This window comes from Microbispora sp. H10836 (assembly GCF_012999525.1).
Taxonomy (GTDB): Bacteria; Actinomycetota; Actinomycetes; order Streptosporangiales; family Streptosporangiaceae; genus Microbispora.
Map to the genome: position 1 here is coordinate 120,172 of NZ_JABBWU010000014.1, position 16,435 is coordinate 136,606.

Consider the following 16,435-nt stretch of genomic DNA (forward strand, 5'->3'; position numbering starts at 1 on the left):
GGTACGCCCGTCCGGCTGGGCAATCATTACCGATCGTGGCCTTGGCCCCACTTGCAGTGGTTTCGCCCGGTGTCGAGACTCGTAGAGGGGTCTTGAGTTCGGGGGTGGTACCGGTGCGGGAGGGGATCAGCACCAGGGAGACGTGGCCGTTCGAGTGCTTGCACTGCCTGCGGGTCTGGGAGGAGGAGTACGTCGTCCACCGCAGGTGCGACGAGCACGGCAACGACGTCGTCGTGTGGGTCCGGGACGAGGTGGCCGTCCAGCCGCCCTGGTCAGGGATGACCTGCCCCGGGTGCGGCTGCGGGACCGTGACCACGTTCCCCACCGGTTACCTTGCGCACCATCCGGAGATCACGCTCGGCCGTCCGGCTCTGGAGATTCCCGCGAAGGAGGAGCCCTCCCGAGGCGGACGGTGGTTCGCGTCGCACGGCCTGCTCACGCTCGCGCTCCTGCTGCCGGCCGGTCTCGGCCTGTACGAGAGGCTCACCGCGCGCTGAGCCGCCCCGCCCGGCAATCGTGAGCGCCGCCCGCGCCGCGCATCGCCGGGAACCGGCTGCGGAGCAGGCCCGGATGGGCGGCGGGCGCGGTGGTCTGTTTCTCCCAGGAGCGGCCGTCGAGCGGGTACCCGTGGATCAGCACGACAGGGCGGCCGGAGGCGTGGTCCTCGTATGCAGGCGGAACCGCGCGAGTGCCCGGTGATCGCCCGGCGCCGGCGGAGGTTGTCCACAGGTGGCGTGAGGGGACCCGGCGGATCCGGCAGAATGAGAGCCCTCCCGGAAGAAGGCGGATCAGGATCGTGACGACGTCCATTCAGCAGCGGATCGCCGAAGAGCTCGGCGTGCGCGAGAGCCAGGTCACCGCGGCCGTCGACCTGCTCGACGGCGGGGCGACGGTGCCGTTCATCGCCCGGTACCGCAAGGAAGCCACCGGTGCGCTCGACGACGCCCAGCTGCGCACGCTGGAGGAGCGGCTGCGTTACCTGCGCGAGCTGGAGGAGCGGCGGGCGGCCATCCTCGACTCGATCCGCTCTCAGGGCAAGCTCGACGAGGCCCTGGAAGCGCGGATCATGGAGGCCGACTCCAAGGCCCGGCTGGAGGACATCTACCTGCCCTTCAAGCCCAAGCGCCGGACCAAGGCGCAGATCGCCAGGGAGGCGGGGCTGGAGCCGCTGGCGGACGCGCTGCTGGCCGACCCGTCGCTGACCCCCCAGGCGACCGCGGAGGGATACGTGCGCGAGGGCGTGGCCGACGCCGCCGCGGCGCTGGAGGGCGCCAGGGCCATCCTGGTCGAGCGCTTCGCCGAGGACGCCGACCTCATCGGCGACCTGCGGGAGCGGATGTGGTCCCGGGGGCGGCTCGTCTCCCAGGTGCGGGAGGACAAGCAGGAGTCCGGCGCCAAGTTCTCCGACTACTTCGACTTCTCCGAGCCCTTCACCCGGTTGCCCTCGCACCGTATCCTCGCGATGTTCCGGGGCGAGAAGGAGGAGGTGCTCGCGCTCACCCTCGACCCGGAGGCCGAGGAGCCGAACGACTACGAGGCGCGGATCGCCCGGCGGTTCGGCATCGCCGACCAGGGCCGCCCGGCCGACAAGTGGCTGCTCGACACCGTGCGCTGGGCCTGGCGGACGCGCGTCCTCGTCCATCTGGGCATCGACCTGCGCACCCGGCTGTGGCAGGCGGCCGAGGAGGAGGCCGTGCGGGTGTTCGCGGCCAACCTGCGCGACCTGCTGCTCGCCGCTCCCGCCGGGGCGAGGCCGACCATGGGCCTCGACCCGGGCCTGCGCACCGGGGTGAAGGTCGCGGTCGTGGACGGCACCGGAAAGGTCGTGGCCACCGAGACGATCTACCCGCACGAGCCCAGGCGGCAGTGGGACCAGTCGCTCGCGGTGCTGGCCCGGCTGGCGGCCGAGCACAAGGTGGAGCTGGTCGCCATCGGCAACGGCACCGCGTCGCGGGAGACCGACAAGCTCGCCGCCGAGCTGGTCAAGCACATGCCGCACCTCACCAAGATCATGGTGTCGGAGGCCGGGGCCTCGGTGTACTCCGCGTCGGCCTACGCCTCGCAGGAGCTGCCCGGTCTCGACGTCTCGCTGCGCGGCGCGGTATCGATCGCGCGGCGGCTGCAGGACCCGCTGGCCGAGCTGGTCAAGATCGACCCCAAGTCCATCGGCGTCGGCCAGTACCAGCACGACGTGTCCGAGGTGAAGCTGTCGCGCTCGCTCGACGCGGTGGTGGAGGACTGCGTGAACGGGGTGGGCGTGGACGTCAACACCGCGTCCGCCCCGCTGCTGACCCGGGTCTCCGGCATCAGCTCCGGACTGGCGGAGAACATCGTCGCGCACCGGGACGCCAACGGCCCGTTCCGCTCCCGGACCGGGCTGAAGGACGTACCGCGGCTCGGCCCGAAGGCGTTCGAGCAGTGTGCGGGCTTCCTGCGCATCCCCGGCGGCGACGACCCGCTCGACGCCTCCAGCGTCCACCCGGAGGCGTACCCGGTGGTGCGCCGCATCCTCGACTTCAGCAAGAGCGACCTGCGCACGCTGATCGGAAACACCTCGGCGCTCCGCACGCTGAAGCCGTCCGACTTCGTCGACGACACCTTCGGCCTGCCGACCGTCACCGACATCCTGAAGGAACTGGAGAAGCCGGGCCGCGACCCCCGTCCGGCGTTCAAGACCGCCACCTTCAAGGACGGCGTCGAGAAGCCCTCCGACCTGTCGCCCGGCATGATCCTGGAGGGCGTCGTCACCAATGTCGCCGCGTTCGGCGCGTTCGTCGACATCGGCGTGCACCAGGACGGCCTGGTCCATGTGTCCGCGATGTCGAACTCGTTCGTGAAGGACCCGCGCGAAGTGGTCAAGCCCGGCGACATCGTCCGGGTCAAGGTGCTCGACGTCGACCTCCAGCGCAAGCGCATCTCGCTCACGCTGCGCCTGGATGACGAGACGACGGGCAACGGCCGCAGGGGCGGGCCGGACGGCGAGGCCCGGGGCGACCGGCAGGGCGGCCGGCGCGGCCAGCCGCGCCAGAACTCCCCCCGTCAGAACCAGGGCGGCCAAACCCAGGGCGGCCAGAACCAGGGCGGCAGAGGCGGGTCTGGCCGCGGCAGCGGGCGGGGTTCGGGCGGTGCGCCGCAGGGCGGGGCCATGGCCGAGGCCCTGCGCCGGGCCGGCCTGGGCGACCCCGGCTCCGGCGACCGCCGATCCCGCTGACGCCCTCCCGGTCCACCCGCCTGCTCGCTCCCCGTTCAGGTGACCGCCGATCCCGCTGACGCCCTCCCGGTCCACCCGCCTGCTCGCTCCCGGCGCCCGCCTTCGGTGCGCCGGGACCGGCGACGAAAATGCCCCGCGAGGCAATGGACGCGGGGCACAGGGCCGATCAGGAACGATGGCCGGTCATTCGGTCACTGCTGCTGTTGCTGCTGCTGACCTCCCCGGCCCTGTTGCTGTTGCTGCTGCTGACCGCCTCGGCCGTGCTGCTGTTGCTGCTGTTGCTGCTGGCCTCTTCCTTGCTGCTGCTGTTGTTGCTGCTGCCCGGGATGGTGGCGGCGGTGATGTTCACGGTGATGGTGACGGTGACGGTGGCGCCTGCGGCATTCGCCTCCCGGGCAGTCCCCCGTGCTCGACGGCCTGATGACCTGCTCGGTCGTGCCGGCCGCGCTGGCGGGCTGCGTCTGCATCGTGACAGGGACGACGAGGGCCGAAGCCGTCACGACGGCAGCAGCCAATGCGTGTCTGAACATGGGAATCCCTCCGTCGGCTCCGTGCTGAGAAAGCGGACGACGTCCGAGTACACGGAGCTCGAATCGATCCATCGAACCTTGGATCTGGACCCTGGTTCTCACGCTAAAGGCATCAAACGCCTCAGTCACCCATCAGGGAGCAAACAAGCACTGGTAGCACCAAAAGGCTGAATTCGCCCAGTTGGCACCCAGCTTGGGCAACTCGCGCCGGGGGGTTCAGCCGCCGGTGCGCTCAGAGAGCCGCGCCGGGGCCGTCTGCGGCCGGAGCGAGCAGGTCCTCCAGGACGGCGGCGAGGGCGGCGACCCCGGCGAGGCAGTCGGCCTCCTCGGCGTGCTCGTACGGCGAGTGCGAGACACCCGTGGGGTTGCGCACGAACAGCATGGCCGCCGGGACCTCTCCTGCGAGGATGCCGGCGTCGTGCCCCGCCCCCGTGGGCAGCACCGGCGCGCCGCCGAGGACGCGCGCGACGCGGTCCCGCAGTGGCGCGTCGAAGTCCACGACCGCCGTGTAGGACTCCCGGGTAACCTCGGCCCCTTCGGCCGCCCGGGCCGTCTCCTCGACGAGGCTGTCCAGCAGGGCGGCGTCGGGAGCCCGGCAGTCGAGCCACGCGGTGACCATCGACGCGATGGCGTTGGTGCCGTTGGGCTCGATCCTGACCCTGCCGAAGGTGGCCAGGGCCCCCAGGCGCTCGGCGCCCGCCCGAGCGGCCAGCACGGCCGCCGCGTAGGCCGGCATGGGGTCGCGCCGGTCCTCCAGCCGGGTGGTCCCGGCGTGGTTGGCCTCCCCGTGGAAGTCGAAGCGCCAGCGGCCGTGCGGCCATATCGCCGAGGCGACGCCGACCGGGTGCGGCGTGCCGGCGAGGTGGCGGCCCTGCTCCACGTGCAGTTCCACGAACGCGCCGACGAGCGCGAGGCGCTCGTCGTCGCGCCCGGCGGCCCCCGGGTCGCGTCCCGCCCGTTCCATCGCGGCCGCCAGGGTGACGCCGTCCGCGTCCCGCAGCGCCCCGGCCGTCTCCGGGCGGACGGCGCCGGTCATCAACCGCGACCCCAGGCAGGCAAGGCCGAACCTGGCGCCCTCCTCCTCGGTGAAGTTCACCACCGCCAGCGGCCGCTCCGGCCGCAGGCCGCGCGCCCGCAGGGCGTCGAGCGCGGCGAACGCCCCCACGACACCCAACGGGCCGTCGTACGCCCCGCCGTCGGGCACCGAATCGAGGTGGGAGCCGGTCACCACGGCGTTCCCGGCCGCGGGATCGCCCAGCCAGGCCCACTGGTTGCCGTTGCGGTCGATCTCGTACGTCAGGCCTCTTTCGCGCGCCTGCCCGGCGAACCAGGCCCGGCACTCGGCGTCCGCCGCCGTCCAGGCGTGCCTGCGGTACCCGCCCGTCGCGTCGTACCGGCCGACGGGGAGCAGGTCACGCCACATGCGGCGGAAGCCGTCCGCCACCTCCTCGGGCAGGACCCGCGCCGCTCCCTCAGGCATCGGCGTCCGCATCGGCCGGCCCCGCCCCGGTCATCGGGACGCGTACGCCTCGCTCGCGGGCGATCTCGGCGGCCCGGTCGTACCCTGCGTCCACGTGCCGGATCACGCCCATGCCGGGGTCGTTGGTCAGCACCCGGCGGATCTTCTCCCCCGCCAGCGCGGTGCCGTCGGCGACGGTGACCTGCCCCGCGTGGATGGAACGGCCGATGCCGACCCCTCCTCCGTGATGGATCGACACCCAGGACGCGCCGGAGGCCACGTTGACCATGGCGTTGAGCAGCGGCCAGTCGGCGATCGCGTCGGAGCCGTCGAGCATGCCCTCCGTCTCCCTGTAGGGCGAGGCGACCGAGCCGCAGTCGAGGTGGTCGCGCCCGATCACGATGGGCGCGGAGATCTCCCCCGAAGCGACGAGGTCGTTGAACCGCTCCCCGGCCCGGTCGCGCTCGCCGTACCCCAGCCAGCAGATCCGCGCGGGCAGGCCCTGGAAGCGCACCCGCTCCCCCGCCATCCTGATCCACCGGGCCAGCGGCTCGTTGTCCGGGAAGAGATCGAGGATCGCGCGGTCGGTCGTCGCGATGTCGGCCGGGTCGCCGGACAGCGCCGCCCAACGGAACGGGCCCTTCCCCTCGCAGAACAGCGGCCGGATGTAGGCGGGCACGAACCCGGGGAAGTCGAACGCCCGCGCGTAGCCGGCGAGGCTCGCCTCGCCCCTGATCGAGTTGCCGTAGTCGAACACCTCCGCGCCGGCGTCCTGGAAGCCGACCATCGCCTCGACATGCCGGGCCATCGACTCGCGCGCCCGGTGGGTGAACCCCTCGGGGTCCTTGCGCGCGAGCGCGGTCATGTCCTCGAACGCGACGCCGAGCGGCAGGTACGCCAGCGGGTCGTGCGCGCTCGTCTGGTCGGTCACGACGTCGATCTCCGCGCCCCCGGCCAGCAGGGCGGGCACGGCCTCGGCGGCGTTGGCCACGACCCCGATCGACAGCGGGCGGCGCGCGTCCCTGGCCTCGTACGCCAGGCGCAGCGCCTCCCCCAGGCTCTCGGCCCGCACGTCGAGATAGCGGTGGCCGATGCGGCGCTCGACGCCGCGCGGGTCGCAGTCGACGCAGATCGCCACGCCGCCGTTCATCGTGACCGCGAGCGGCTGCGCGCCGCCCATGCCGCCGAGCCCGGCGGTGAGGGTGATCGTCCCGGCGAGGCTGCCGCCGAACCGCTTGGCCGCGACCGCCGCGAACGTCTCGTACGTCCCCTGCAGGATGCCCTGGGTGCCGATGTAGATCCACGAGCCGGCCGTCATCTGGCCGTACATCGTGAGCCCGAGCCGCTCCAGCCGCCGGAACTCCGGCCAGGTCGCCCAGTCGCCGACGAGGTTGGAGTTGGCGATGAGCACCCGGGGAGCCCACTCGTGGGTGGTCATCACGCCGACCGGCCGGCCCGACTGCACCAGCAGCGTCTCGTCGGCCCGCAGGGTGGTGAGCTCGCGCACGATGGCGTCGTACGACGGCCAATCGCGGGCCGCCTTGCCGCTGCCGCCGTAGACGACGAGCCGCTCCGGGTGCTCGGCGACCTCGGGGTCCAGGTTGTTCATCAGCATGCGCAGCGCGGCCTCCTGCTGCCAGCCGCGCGTGTTGAGCGTGCCGCCGCGCGGAGCCCGGACGGGTGCGCGGTCGGGAGCCCGGTTGAGGGCGCTGTCGCCGTCGTCAGCCACGAATCCTCCCTTCACCCGCGCCCGCGGCGCATGGTTCCATTCATCCTGAATGAATGAATAGATTCAGTCAATGAGGAATACCCCACGGGCCGCGGCCGACGCCTCGAACGCCTCCAGGCGGGCCTGCGCCCCGGGCAGTTCGTCGCACATGGCCTCCAGCAGCACCCGGCCGAGCATCATCGGCGCGCAGGCCGTGTCGAACACCAGACGCGTGCCCACGGCGGCGGTGAGCAGGACGTGCGACAGACCGGCGAGAGACGGCACCCGCCGGTCCGCGACCGTGACGACGTTCAGCCCGGCCGCGCGGGCGGCGCGGAGAGCGTCCACCAGTTCGGCCGGGTAGCGGGGCAGGGCGAAGCACAGCAGGGCCGTCGCCCCGGCCGCCGCCGCCTGCTCGACGCGGTCGGCCAGGAGCGACCCCGCCTCGTGCAGGGGCCGTACGTCGGGGTGGATCTTCGCCGCGAAGTAGGCGAACCCGGCGGCCTGGGCCGCGGCGGCCCGCAGGCCCAGCACCGGAAGCGGCCGTGATGCGGCGAGCAGGCGGGCGGCCTCGGCGACGGGCCCGGGGTCGTCCAGCGACCGGGCCAGGGCGCGCAGGTTCTCGATCTCCGCCAGCACGGCCCGCCGGTACTCGCCGCCCGGGCCGGTCGCCGAGTCGAGGCCAGGACCGTGATCCTCGGGTGCCTGCCCGTCCCCGCCGCCGCCGGGAAGCCGAGGGGCGACCGCGGGCGCGGAAGAGCCCGCGTCCGGTCCGGCGTCTTCCCCGTTCCGGCCGGCCCCGTCCCGTCCCCGGCCGGGCGGTACGCCCAGCTCGCGGAACCTGCGCCGCAGGCCGGGGTATCCGCTGTAGCCCAGCGCCATCGCGAAGCGGGTCACCGACGGCTGGCTGACCCCGGCCAGCTCGGCCACTTCGACGCTCGACAGGAACGGCGCCTCGGCGGCGTGCCGTGCGAGGCAGTGGGCGATCCTGCGCTGCACGGGTGTCAGCCGGTGCCCCTCGAACAGCCGCAGCAGGCGGGACGCGGCCTCGCCGTCGACGTCGCCGAAGTCGCCGACGACATCGAGGACATCGAGGACGTCACGGTCGCCGGGCACGTCACGGCCGCCGAGGTTGCCGAGGTGGCCGCCCGGGCCGTCGTCCGCGTTGTGGCCGGTGTTCATCTCCCCCGCCTCACCGGCCCGCGCCGGGCCGGTCGGTCTGCATGCTTTCATTCAAAGGCAGTCTCCTCTGACGGGTTGTCCACAGGCAAGGCGCCGTCGGCGCGCACCGGTGCGGCGATTGCCTAGTCTGATCGGCAGAACCCAGCAAGGGAGATTGCCATTGAAGACCGGTGGTTCGAGAAGTAGTGACCTGGGCCGTCGCGTGGGGCTCGTCGCGGGAGCGGCCGCCCTGGCGGCGGCGGTGTGGGCGGTGCGGAACGTCCCCGCCGCGCTGGGGGGGCGGCCGTCGGGCGAGCGGGCGAGTCGGGTGCGGCGCTCGAAACAGTTCCGTGACGGCGCCTTCCGCAACACGACGCCCAGTCCCGTCCTTCCGCCGGGGACCAGGAAGCAGGTCGCCCGCGAGTTCCTCCGCCGGACGCCGCGCAGGCCGCGCCTCCCCGTTCCCCTGATGACCCCCGGCCCGTCCCAGGGTGAGGACCTCGACGCCGTCTGGTACGGCCACTCCTCGGTGCTGATCGAGATCGAGGGGCGGCGGGTGCTGCTCGACCCGGTGTGGAGCGAGCGGTGTTCCCCGGCGTCGTTCACCGGGCCGCGCCGCCTGCACCCTCCGCCGGTGCCGGTGTACGAGCTGCCCGAGCTCGACGCGATCGTCATCTCGCACGACCACTACGACCACCTCGACATGGACACGGTGCGCCTGCTGGTCCGCACGCAGTCCGCGCCGTTCCTGGTGCCGCTCGGGGTCGGCGCCCATCTCGAGCGCTGGCGGGTGCCCGCGTCCCGGATCATCGAGCTGGACTGGAACGAGGAGGCCACGGTGTCCGGTCTCCGGTTCGTGGCGACCCCCGGCCGTCACTTCTCCGGCCGCGGGTTCCGCCGGGACCAGACCCTCTGGGCCTCGTGGGTCGTCGCGGGCGAGCGCCGGCGGGTCTTCTACACCGGCGACTCCGGCTACTTCGACGGGTACGCCGCGATCGGCGAGACGTACGGGCCGTTCGACCTGTCGGTGGTCCAGATCGGCGCCTACAGCAAGGGCTGGCCGGACATCCACATGACACCCGAGGAGGCGATCCTCACGCACCTCGACGTGCGCGCCCGGGTGCTGCTGCCGGTTCACTGGGGCACGTTCTCGCTCGCGCCGCACGCCTGGAACGACCCGGTCGACCAGCTGTGGCGGGAGGCCAAGGCACGCGACGTGCGCCTCGTGGTGCCGCGGCCGGGCGAGCGCGTCACGGTCGACGACCCGCCGCCGGTGGACGGCTGGTGGCAGACGATCATGTGATGAGCCGGATGCCGGGCCTGCGGGGCGGGTGCTCTCGGCCCGGCGGCTACCGGCCGCGGGCACACGCCGGGCGATCAGTTCATGTGAGCCGCGTCGGGAGGCTCGGCCACCGAACGGCGCAGCGCGTCGGCGCGGGTCGGATACATGGTGAGCCGCGAGCTGAGGCCGAGCAGCGAGAACAGGTGGCGCATCTGAGGGCTCATCCCGCAGACCGCGCCGTCTCCGTCCTTGGGCGGGTTGCGGACGCAGGCGTCGATGAGCACGCGCATGCCGGCGCTGTCGATGAACCGCAGCCTCTCCAGGTCGAACAGGATGCGCGTCGCGGGACGGGCCAGGAGGGGGGCCACCTGCTCGCGCAGCGCGGGGACCGTGAGCACATCGAGCTCACCGCTGAGGGTGATGAGGGTGAAGGGGGGCGACTGCGCCACCGACACCTGGAAGTCGTGCAAGGATCCCACCTCCGTTGGTGAGATGACCCCACCCGGAACTCCTTCCGGAATCGCCCATATTACGCGTAACCGACGAATAATCCCATCTGCCTGACGAAAACTGTGTGCAGGTTTCACTTCCGTCCCCCCGGTAGTCGCGCATTCGAGCAACGGCGGTCGTCTGCCTCACACTCGTCGCCGCGGGGTGCGCGTCCGCGGACGACGCGTCCGTCACCGCGACGGCGGAGCGCTTCCTGTCCGCGGCCGGACAGGGCCGGGGAGGCCAGGCATGTCTGCTCCTGGCCCCCGAGGCGGCGCGCTCGCTGGACGACTGCGAGAGACAGATCGTGTCGGCCGGCCTGCGCACGGGCGCCGTACGCGGCGTCGACGTGTGGGGCGACGAGGCGCGGGTGCGGGTGGACGGCGACACGCTCTTCCTGCACCGGTTCCCCGAGGGCCGGCGGGTGCGGGCCGCGGGCTGCGACCCCCGGCCGGGACAGCCGCACGAATGCGAGGTGGAGGCGTGAACGGCGCGCGGACGCTCTACGCGGTGCTGCTGGTCACGGTCGTGCTGGTTCTCGCCTACGCGATCGTCGTCGGCCTGGCGGGGAGGTAGTGGCGGTGAAGCGCCTCATCAGGGACAACGCGCTCGCGCTGTGCTTCCTGCTGCTGTTCCTGCTGAGCCTCGCCGGGCAGTCGGCGGCGGGCGCGGCGGCGTTCAGCGAGGAGCGGGTGGCGGGCGGCGGCTCCCCCGTGACCTGGGCCGACTACGTCACCTCGTCGGCCTTCGCGGTGGACGTAGCCGAGAACTGGCAGTCGGAGTATCTGCAGTTCTTCCTCTACATCCTCATCACGGTCTGGCTCGTGCAGCGCGGCTCGCCGGAGTCGAAGAAGCGGGGCGAGGAGGGCCTGGAGACCGACGCCGAGCAGAAGGCCGGCCGGCACGCCGAGCCCGGCTCCCCCGCGTGGGCGGCGGCGGACGGCTGGCGGCGGACGGTGTTCAGCCACTCGCTGGGCATCGCGATGGGCCTGCTCTTCCTGCTGGCCTGGCTGGCCCAGTCCGTCGCGGGCCTCGCGGCGTACAACAACGAGCAGCCCGCCCGGCTGGAGGACCCGGTCGGCTGGGGCGGCTACGTGACCTCCGCCGACTTCTGGAACCGCACGCTGCAGAACTGGCAGTCGGAGTTCCTCGCGGTCGCCTCCATGGTCCTGCTCGCGATCTTCCTGCGCGAGCGGGGCTCACCGCAGTCGAAAAGGGTCGGCGACCCGCACTCCAGGACGTCGTCCGCGGGCTGACGGGTGGCCCTCGCGGCCGGATGACAATCTCGGGCAAAGCTCCGAATGTCCACGTTTGTCGCATTCCGCGGCTTGGGTACGCCCAGCGCCAATCGTGGGGAGGAGCACCGAGATGACGTTCAATCCGCTGCAGGAGCGGGGGATACCGCTGGATCGGCAGCTGCGCAACTGGCGCGAGCTGAATGTCACGCCGATCGACCCCGACCGCGCCGATCCCTACACCCGGTGCCGGATCATCACGATGAACGGCATCGAGATCGAGGCGATCATGTTCAGCCATCATCTCGCCCGGCACCACTCCGATCTGGAGGTCAGGCAGCGGCTGGCGGAGGTGCGCTACATCGAGGCACAGCAGCAGAGGACGGTGAACTGGCTGCTGCCGGGGCTGGCCTCGGTGCTGGAGACGACGATCGCCTACGAGCAGGTGGCGGTGGACCTGACCGCCTGGGTCGCCCGGATGGAGCCCGACCCCTATCTCAAGCAGGCCTACCAGTTCGGCGTGCTGGAGGACTTCGATCACCTGTACCGCTACGCCAACCTGTACGAGATGATCGAGCACCGCAAGGCCGAGAAGATTGTCGACCGGGTGACCGAGGTGATGCCGGGCCGGCCGACGAAGATGCACCACCGCCACCCGGCCGACAACGTCCGTGAGCACTACAACCGCGAGACCGCACAGGCGATCTCCAAGCTGCACGCGCTGACCGTCATGTCCGCGGAGCAGCAGACGATGAACTTCTACATGAACGTCGGCCCGACGTACATGGAGCCGATCGCGCGGCAGCTCTACCAGGAGATCGGGCTGATCGAGGAAGAGCACGTCACGCACTACGAGTCGCTGGTCGACCCGGGCGAGACGTGGTGGGAGCAGCTGCTCAACCACGAGTACAACGAGTGCTACCTCTACCACTCCTTCATGGAGACCGAGTCCGACCCGAAGGTCAAGACGATCTGGGAGCTGCATCTCAACATGGAGCTGGAGCACCTGCGGATCGCCGCGGAGCTGTTCCGCCGGCACGACGGGCGCGACCCGGAGCAGCTGCTGGCCCCGGCGCTGCCCAAGCCGGTGACGTTCGAGCCCAACAAGGACTACCTGCGGGAGCTGATCTCCACGCAAATCGACTACACCACCCTGGGCACCGGCTACGTCCAGGAGGCCCACGAGCGGTTCCAGCGCTGGCAGGAGCAGCTGATGGGCGGGGAGGAACCGCCCAGCGAGCGCGTCATCGACGAGAACCGCGCCAAGTCGGGCGACGAGTACCGCCTGGAGCTGGAGGGCGCCCACCCTCTCTACAGCCTGCGCACCCACTGACCGGGCGAACCCCCGGCTCGGGTCCGTACGTGCGCGGGCCCGAGCCGGGGGCTCGCAGGCCTGCTACTACCTGCGCAGCGCCTGGCGGATCAGGTCCCGCGCCCGATCCATGATCGCCGCGGGCGGGCCCAGGAGCAGGTTCCTCGTCATCGTCTCCACGCCCGGGTGCGGGCGGGTCGGCGCCATCGCCTCGGCGGCCCGGACACCGAGGGCCATCGCCCGCCGCTCGGCCGCCGTCGTCTCGGCCCGGAGCCTGGTGAACTCGTACCGCTCCTCGGCCCGCGCGTGCGCGAGCACGGCCATCCGCAGCCTGTCCAGCTCGGCCATGAAGCCGGCATGCTCCGGGCCCATCTCGTCCAGCCTGCTGAGCATCACCTTGGCCTCGCGCTCCTCCTTGAGCCGGTCGGCCACCACGCCGGTCCCCCCGTCCACCCGCAGCCGGGTGTAGGGGTGGACGATCTCCTCCTCCGCCGTCTCGTGGACGGCCAGCATGCGCACCAGCCGCCGGAACGGCTCACGGCGCTCGCCCGGCGCGGTGTGCTCCACCTCGTCGAACATGTCCCTGATCAGCGCGTGCTGGCGGACGAGCAGGTCGACGACGTCGCCTTCCTTCATCAGTTCCGGCATCGGGTGCTGCACGTCGGTCATGTCCCTCTCCCCTCGGATACGGCGCCCGGCCTCCCCTCGGAAGGCCGGGCGCCGGACGAAAACGGGACCACGGTCGAGCCTGACCGCATCTGGCGGACACCCGGCTATCTACCCCTGACCTGCGGTGATCAGCAGCCGATCGGGCTCGATCCCAGCGCCACGTCGTCGTACCAGATGACGTCGGAGTCGCTGCCGTAGCTCTCCCAGCCGAGGCGCAGCGTCGTGGGCCGCGGCGCGGTGGATCGGCGCAGCCACTGGGCGTCCACGTCCTGCGTGGGTGTGCCGTCCACCGTGAGGCCCCTGATCTCCTGGTCGTCCAGGTACGTGCGCATCGCCTGCTTCGTGGTGTCGACCTGGAAGCGCAGGCACACCCAGCGGTTGACGGGCAGCGGGCTGCTCAGCGCGACCCCGGTGGGGCTCTGCTCGGGCAGCGTGGCGTCGTCGGACTCCCGGTTCCACTGGAGGGCGCCGCCCTGGCCGCCGATCCGCAGGTCCTTGCCGCCGTCCCTGGAGTCCGCCATCGTGATCATGGTCACGTGGTTCGCCGGCAGGGCGGTGGTGTGCCGCACCCACATGCGCCCGTAGACCACGGGCGAGATGGCGGAGACGTTCTTGGTGCTCGAGGCGAAGACGTGGTTGCAGTAGTTGCCGCCGCCGTTGATCCGCAGCGACTTGCCGCCGCTGTGCGCGGTGGTGGAGTCGATCGTGGCGGTGCCGCTGCCCGAGCAGTTCGGGGTGGTCACCTGCCACTCACCCGACGGCGTGCCCGACTGGTCCTCGAAGCCGGAGCAGACGACCAGGCCGCTGCCCGAGCAGCCGGACGGCGTGGGCGACAGCGACGGTGACGGGGAGGGCGACGGTGACGGGGACGGCGAGTGGTCGACAGTCGGCGACGGTGACGGCGACGGTGACGGGGACGGGGACGGTGACGGGGATGGCGAGTGGTCGACGGTCGGGGACGGCGTCGGCGAGGGCGACGGGGAGACCCCGCCGCCGTCACACGACACGCCGTTCAGCGACCAGTCGGACGGCGTCGTGAGGCTGCCCGACCAGGTGCCCTGGAACCCGAAGTCGGTCGTGCCGCCCGTGGCCAGCGAGCCGTTGTAGCCGACGTTGACCGCGGTCACCGCCGTACCCGACTGGCTGACCTGGGCGCTCCAGGCGTTGGTGATCTGCTGGCCGGTGCCCGCCGTCCAGCGCAGCGTCCATCCGCTGACCGCCGGGCCGAGGTTGGTCAGCCGCACCGACGCGGTGAAGCCGCCCGGCCACTGGTTGGTCGTGTAGTCCACCTTGCACACGGGGGCCGCGGAGGCGGTGCCGGGCACCAGCACGACCACGAGACCGGCGACCAGCGCGGCGAGCGCCGCGACCAGGCGCGCCGCCGGAGAGCCCGGCAGGCCACGGGCGCCGGGGCGAACCCCTCGGACAGGACGGAACTGCTTCATGCGTACCTCGATTTCTGCGCATCCGCTCGTTCGGCGCGCCGCCCGGGCCCGCGCCGCGCCCGCCGGACAGGCACGGACGGGCGGGCAGTCTCGGGCAGGCGCGCGCGCTCGGGCCGCGGGCCCTGGGACAGACGGGTCGCGACGCTGCGGCCCCCGGACGCAGATGTTTTCTCCGGGTCGCCTGACCGGTCAACGGACGCCCTCGGCGCCGGGGCGGGACCGCCCGGCCGACGGCGGCATCCGGCGCAGCTCATGGGCACCGCCGCCGCCGGAGACGAGCGGAGACGGCCGCGGCCCGAACTGAATCTTTCACCGTGCGCGCCCCCGCGCGGCACGCCTCCCGCCTGTTGCGCCCCGACCGGTGCCCGCGGGCGCCGGCTCTCGTAGTCTTCGCACTGACACGCACGAACGCAAAGGACATCCCCCAATGGCAGATGCAGGGTCCTGGGTCGTCGTCGGGCTCGACAACGGCGGCACCAGCAACAACGCGACCGTTCTCGACGCCTCCGGGCGGTTCCTCGTGGACCGGATGGTGGAGACGCCCAGCCTCGTACGGGAGGGTCCTGAGGTCGCGGTCGAGCAGCTCCTCCTCGCCCTCGACAACGTGCTGGAGCTGACCGGCACGCCGCGCTCCACGGTGCGCGCGGTGGGACTGGACACCCCGGGCCCGGCCAGCGCCGACGGCGTGATCTCCTCGAAGGGCGCGACCAACTTCGTCGATCCCGGGTGGTTCGGCTTCGACTTCCGGGGGGCCCTGGAGTCCCGGCTGGGGGTGCCGGTGGTCTACAACAACGACGGCAACGCGGCGGCCCTCTACTCCCATCACGTACGCTTCGGGCCCGACGCCTGGCAGCACTCGTCGGTCTCCGCCATCGTCGGCACCGGCCTCGGCGGCGGCGTCATCCAGTCGGGGCACGTGGTGAAGGGCGCGGCGGGGATGGCCGGCGAGCTCGGGCACGTCCACATCCCCCTGCAGGGCCTGCTGGAGGAGGACCAGCCGCTGCCCGAGTGCAACTGCGGCTTCGTCGGGGACGCCGAGAGCGTGGCCTCGCTGACGGGCATCGAGAAGAACCTGCTGCCCTACTGGCTGACTCGCTTTCCCGATCACGAGCTCCACCGGGCCGGGTCCGCCGGGAAGGCCGCCAAGCTGCTGCGCGGCTACGCCGAGAACGGCGACCCGCTCGCGCTCAAGGTCTTCGAACAGCAGGCGATGGCCATCGGCAGGCTGTTCACCATCGCGGCCAACTTCACCGACCCGGACGCGTACTTCCTGGGCGGCGGAGTGGTGGAGGCGGCCCCGCACTTCCGCGAGTGGTTCCTCGAGAAGGTCCGCGAGCACACCCTGCTGCGCGAGGAGCAGCGGCGGGTAACCACCGTGACGCTGGTGGAGGACCTCGACATGGCGGGCGCACGGGGCGCGGCGCTGGCGGCCCTCGCCGAGATCGTCGGCCGCTGACACGGCCGTCCGCCCCGCGGCCCGGCCGCGGCGTGTGTCCTGGACGGATCACACGCCCGGCCGGGGCCCGGTGAACGGAACGTCCAGAGCGAGTTGCGAATCTCGTGCGAAACGGCACGATGCGAACTCGTGAACGACACAGACCTGCTCAACGGCCGCCGCTTCGTCATGATCAGCTCCACTGCCAGCGAGGTGAACGCCGACGCGCCCACCGAGTTCGCGTACGAGGAGTCGGGCGGCGTGATCTGGGGGCAATACACCGGTGACACCGTCGTCCACGGCCGGTTCGTCGGCACGCGGGACGCCGACCGCATCGAGATCTCCTACGTCCACCTGCTGAAGACCGGCGAGCGCGCGAGCGGCCGCGGCGCCAGCCGCATCGAGACGGCCGGGGACGGCCGGCTGCGCCTGGTGGAGGAGTTCCAGTTCGAGGACGACGACACCACCCACATCAGCATCTGCGCCGAAGTGGTCTGAA

15 protein-coding genes and 1 pseudogene are annotated in these 16,435 nt (G+C 72.0%); 9 read left to right on the forward strand and 7 right to left on the reverse strand.

The genetic code is table 11. The annotated features are described in order from the left end of the window. Nucleotides 1-113 precede the first annotated feature (113 nt). A complete protein-coding gene (locus HHX30_RS25090) occupies nucleotides 114-497 on the forward strand; it encodes a hypothetical protein (RefSeq protein WP_169984434.1) in 384 nt (127 codons plus the stop codon). A gap of 85 nt (nucleotides 498-582) precedes the next feature. On the opposite strand, the pseudogene HHX30_RS43805 reads toward HHX30_RS25090, so the two are convergent. Then, nucleotides 583-729: pseudogene (locus tag HHX30_RS43805) on the reverse strand (alpha/beta fold hydrolase); the annotation flags it as partial. 67 nt (nucleotides 730-796) lie between these two features. Here HHX30_RS43805 and HHX30_RS25095 point away from each other — a divergent pair. Together HHX30_RS25095 and HHX30_RS25100 are read left to right on the forward strand one after the other, a co-directional pair. Then, nucleotides 797-3,211 carry a Tex family protein gene (locus HHX30_RS25095; protein ID WP_169984435.1) on the forward strand — a complete coding sequence of 805 codons (2,415 nt, stop codon included), beginning with the start codon at nucleotides 797-799 and terminating at the stop codon, nucleotides 3,209-3,211. Between the two features lie 143 nt (nucleotides 3,212-3,354). Next, nucleotides 3,355-3,912, forward strand: coding sequence for a hypothetical protein (locus HHX30_RS25100; RefSeq protein ID WP_169984436.1), 558 nt, complete (start codon nucleotides 3,355-3,357; stop codon nucleotides 3,910-3,912). A 61-nt stretch (nucleotides 3,913-3,973) separates the two neighbouring features. Here HHX30_RS25100 and HHX30_RS25105 read toward each other — a convergent pair whose 3' ends face one another. The 3 genes from HHX30_RS25105 to HHX30_RS41950 form a co-directional block, all read right to left on the reverse strand. Beyond that, a complete protein-coding gene (locus HHX30_RS25105) occupies nucleotides 3,974-5,221 on the reverse strand; it encodes an allantoate amidohydrolase (protein WP_249350413.1) in 1,248 nt (415 codons plus the stop codon). Next, a complete protein-coding gene (hutU, locus tag HHX30_RS25110; protein ID WP_169984437.1) occupies nucleotides 5,214-6,929 on the reverse strand; it encodes a urocanate hydratase in 1,716 nt (571 codons plus the stop codon). Before hutU ends, HHX30_RS25105 begins: the two co-directional genes overlap by 8 nt. 63 nt (nucleotides 6,930-6,992) lie before the next feature. Next, complete coding sequence (locus tag HHX30_RS41950) at nucleotides 6,993-8,141, reverse strand: MurR/RpiR family transcriptional regulator (protein ID WP_249350414.1); 1,149 nt, start codon at nucleotides 8,139-8,141, stop codon at nucleotides 6,993-6,995. A 151-nt stretch (nucleotides 8,142-8,292) separates the two neighbouring features. Between HHX30_RS41950 and HHX30_RS25125 the strand changes: the two genes are divergently transcribed. Then, complete coding sequence (locus HHX30_RS25125; protein WP_169984438.1) at nucleotides 8,293-9,372, forward strand: MBL fold metallo-hydrolase; 1,080 nt, start codon at nucleotides 8,293-8,295, stop codon at nucleotides 9,370-9,372. A gap of 74 nt (nucleotides 9,373-9,446) precedes the next feature. Here the strand turns inward: HHX30_RS25125 and HHX30_RS25130 are convergent, their stop codons facing one another. Beyond that, a complete protein-coding gene (locus HHX30_RS25130; RefSeq protein ID WP_169984439.1) occupies nucleotides 9,447-9,821 on the reverse strand; it encodes an STAS domain-containing protein in 375 nt (124 codons plus the stop codon). 326 nt (nucleotides 9,822-10,147) lie between these two features. On the opposite strand from HHX30_RS25130, the gene HHX30_RS25135 reads away from it, so the two are divergent. The 3 genes from HHX30_RS25135 to HHX30_RS25145 all read left to right on the forward strand — a co-directional run bounded on the left by HHX30_RS25135 (nucleotide 10,148) and on the right by HHX30_RS25145 (nucleotide 12,408). Continuing rightward, nucleotides 10,148-10,327: a hypothetical protein gene (locus HHX30_RS25135; RefSeq protein WP_169984440.1), complete on the forward strand. Its 180-nt coding sequence runs from the start codon at nucleotides 10,148-10,150 to the stop codon at nucleotides 10,325-10,327. Between the two features lie 94 nt (nucleotides 10,328-10,421). After that, the gene (locus tag HHX30_RS25140) at nucleotides 10,422-11,096 is read left to right on the forward strand and encodes a DUF6766 family protein (RefSeq protein ID WP_169984441.1); all 675 of its coding nucleotides are present in this window, start codon (nucleotides 10,422-10,424) and stop codon (nucleotides 11,094-11,096) included. 112 nt (nucleotides 11,097-11,208) lie between these two features. Continuing rightward, on the forward strand, nucleotides 11,209-12,408 hold the full coding sequence (locus HHX30_RS25145; protein ID WP_169984442.1) for a hypothetical protein: 1,200 nt from the start codon (nucleotides 11,209-11,211) through the stop codon (nucleotides 12,406-12,408). A 66-nt stretch (nucleotides 12,409-12,474) separates the two neighbouring features. Here HHX30_RS25145 and HHX30_RS25150 read toward each other — a convergent pair whose 3' ends face one another. Both HHX30_RS25150 and HHX30_RS25155 read right to left on the reverse strand, forming a co-directional pair. Then, on the reverse strand, nucleotides 12,475-13,056 hold the full coding sequence (locus HHX30_RS25150; RefSeq protein ID WP_169984443.1) for a hemerythrin domain-containing protein: 582 nt from the start codon (nucleotides 13,054-13,056) through the stop codon (nucleotides 12,475-12,477). 128 nt (nucleotides 13,057-13,184) lie between these two features. After that, nucleotides 13,185-14,501 carry a cellulose-binding domain-containing protein gene (locus HHX30_RS25155; protein ID WP_169984444.1) on the reverse strand — a complete coding sequence of 439 codons (1,317 nt, stop codon included), beginning with the start codon at nucleotides 14,499-14,501 and terminating at the stop codon, nucleotides 13,185-13,187. Between the two features lie 427 nt (nucleotides 14,502-14,928). Here HHX30_RS25155 and HHX30_RS25160 point away from each other — a divergent pair, with 427 nt between their 5' ends. Both HHX30_RS25160 and HHX30_RS25165 read left to right on the forward strand, forming a co-directional pair. Next, complete coding sequence (locus HHX30_RS25160) at nucleotides 14,929-15,957, forward strand: ROK family protein (protein ID WP_169984445.1); 1,029 nt, start codon at nucleotides 14,929-14,931, stop codon at nucleotides 15,955-15,957. A 129-nt stretch (nucleotides 15,958-16,086) separates the two neighbouring features. Next, nucleotides 16,087-16,434 (forward strand): hypothetical protein, encoded by a 348-nt coding sequence (locus tag HHX30_RS25165; protein ID WP_169984446.1) that lies wholly within the window; start codon nucleotides 16,087-16,089, stop codon nucleotides 16,432-16,434. Nucleotide 16,435 lies beyond the last annotated feature (1 nt).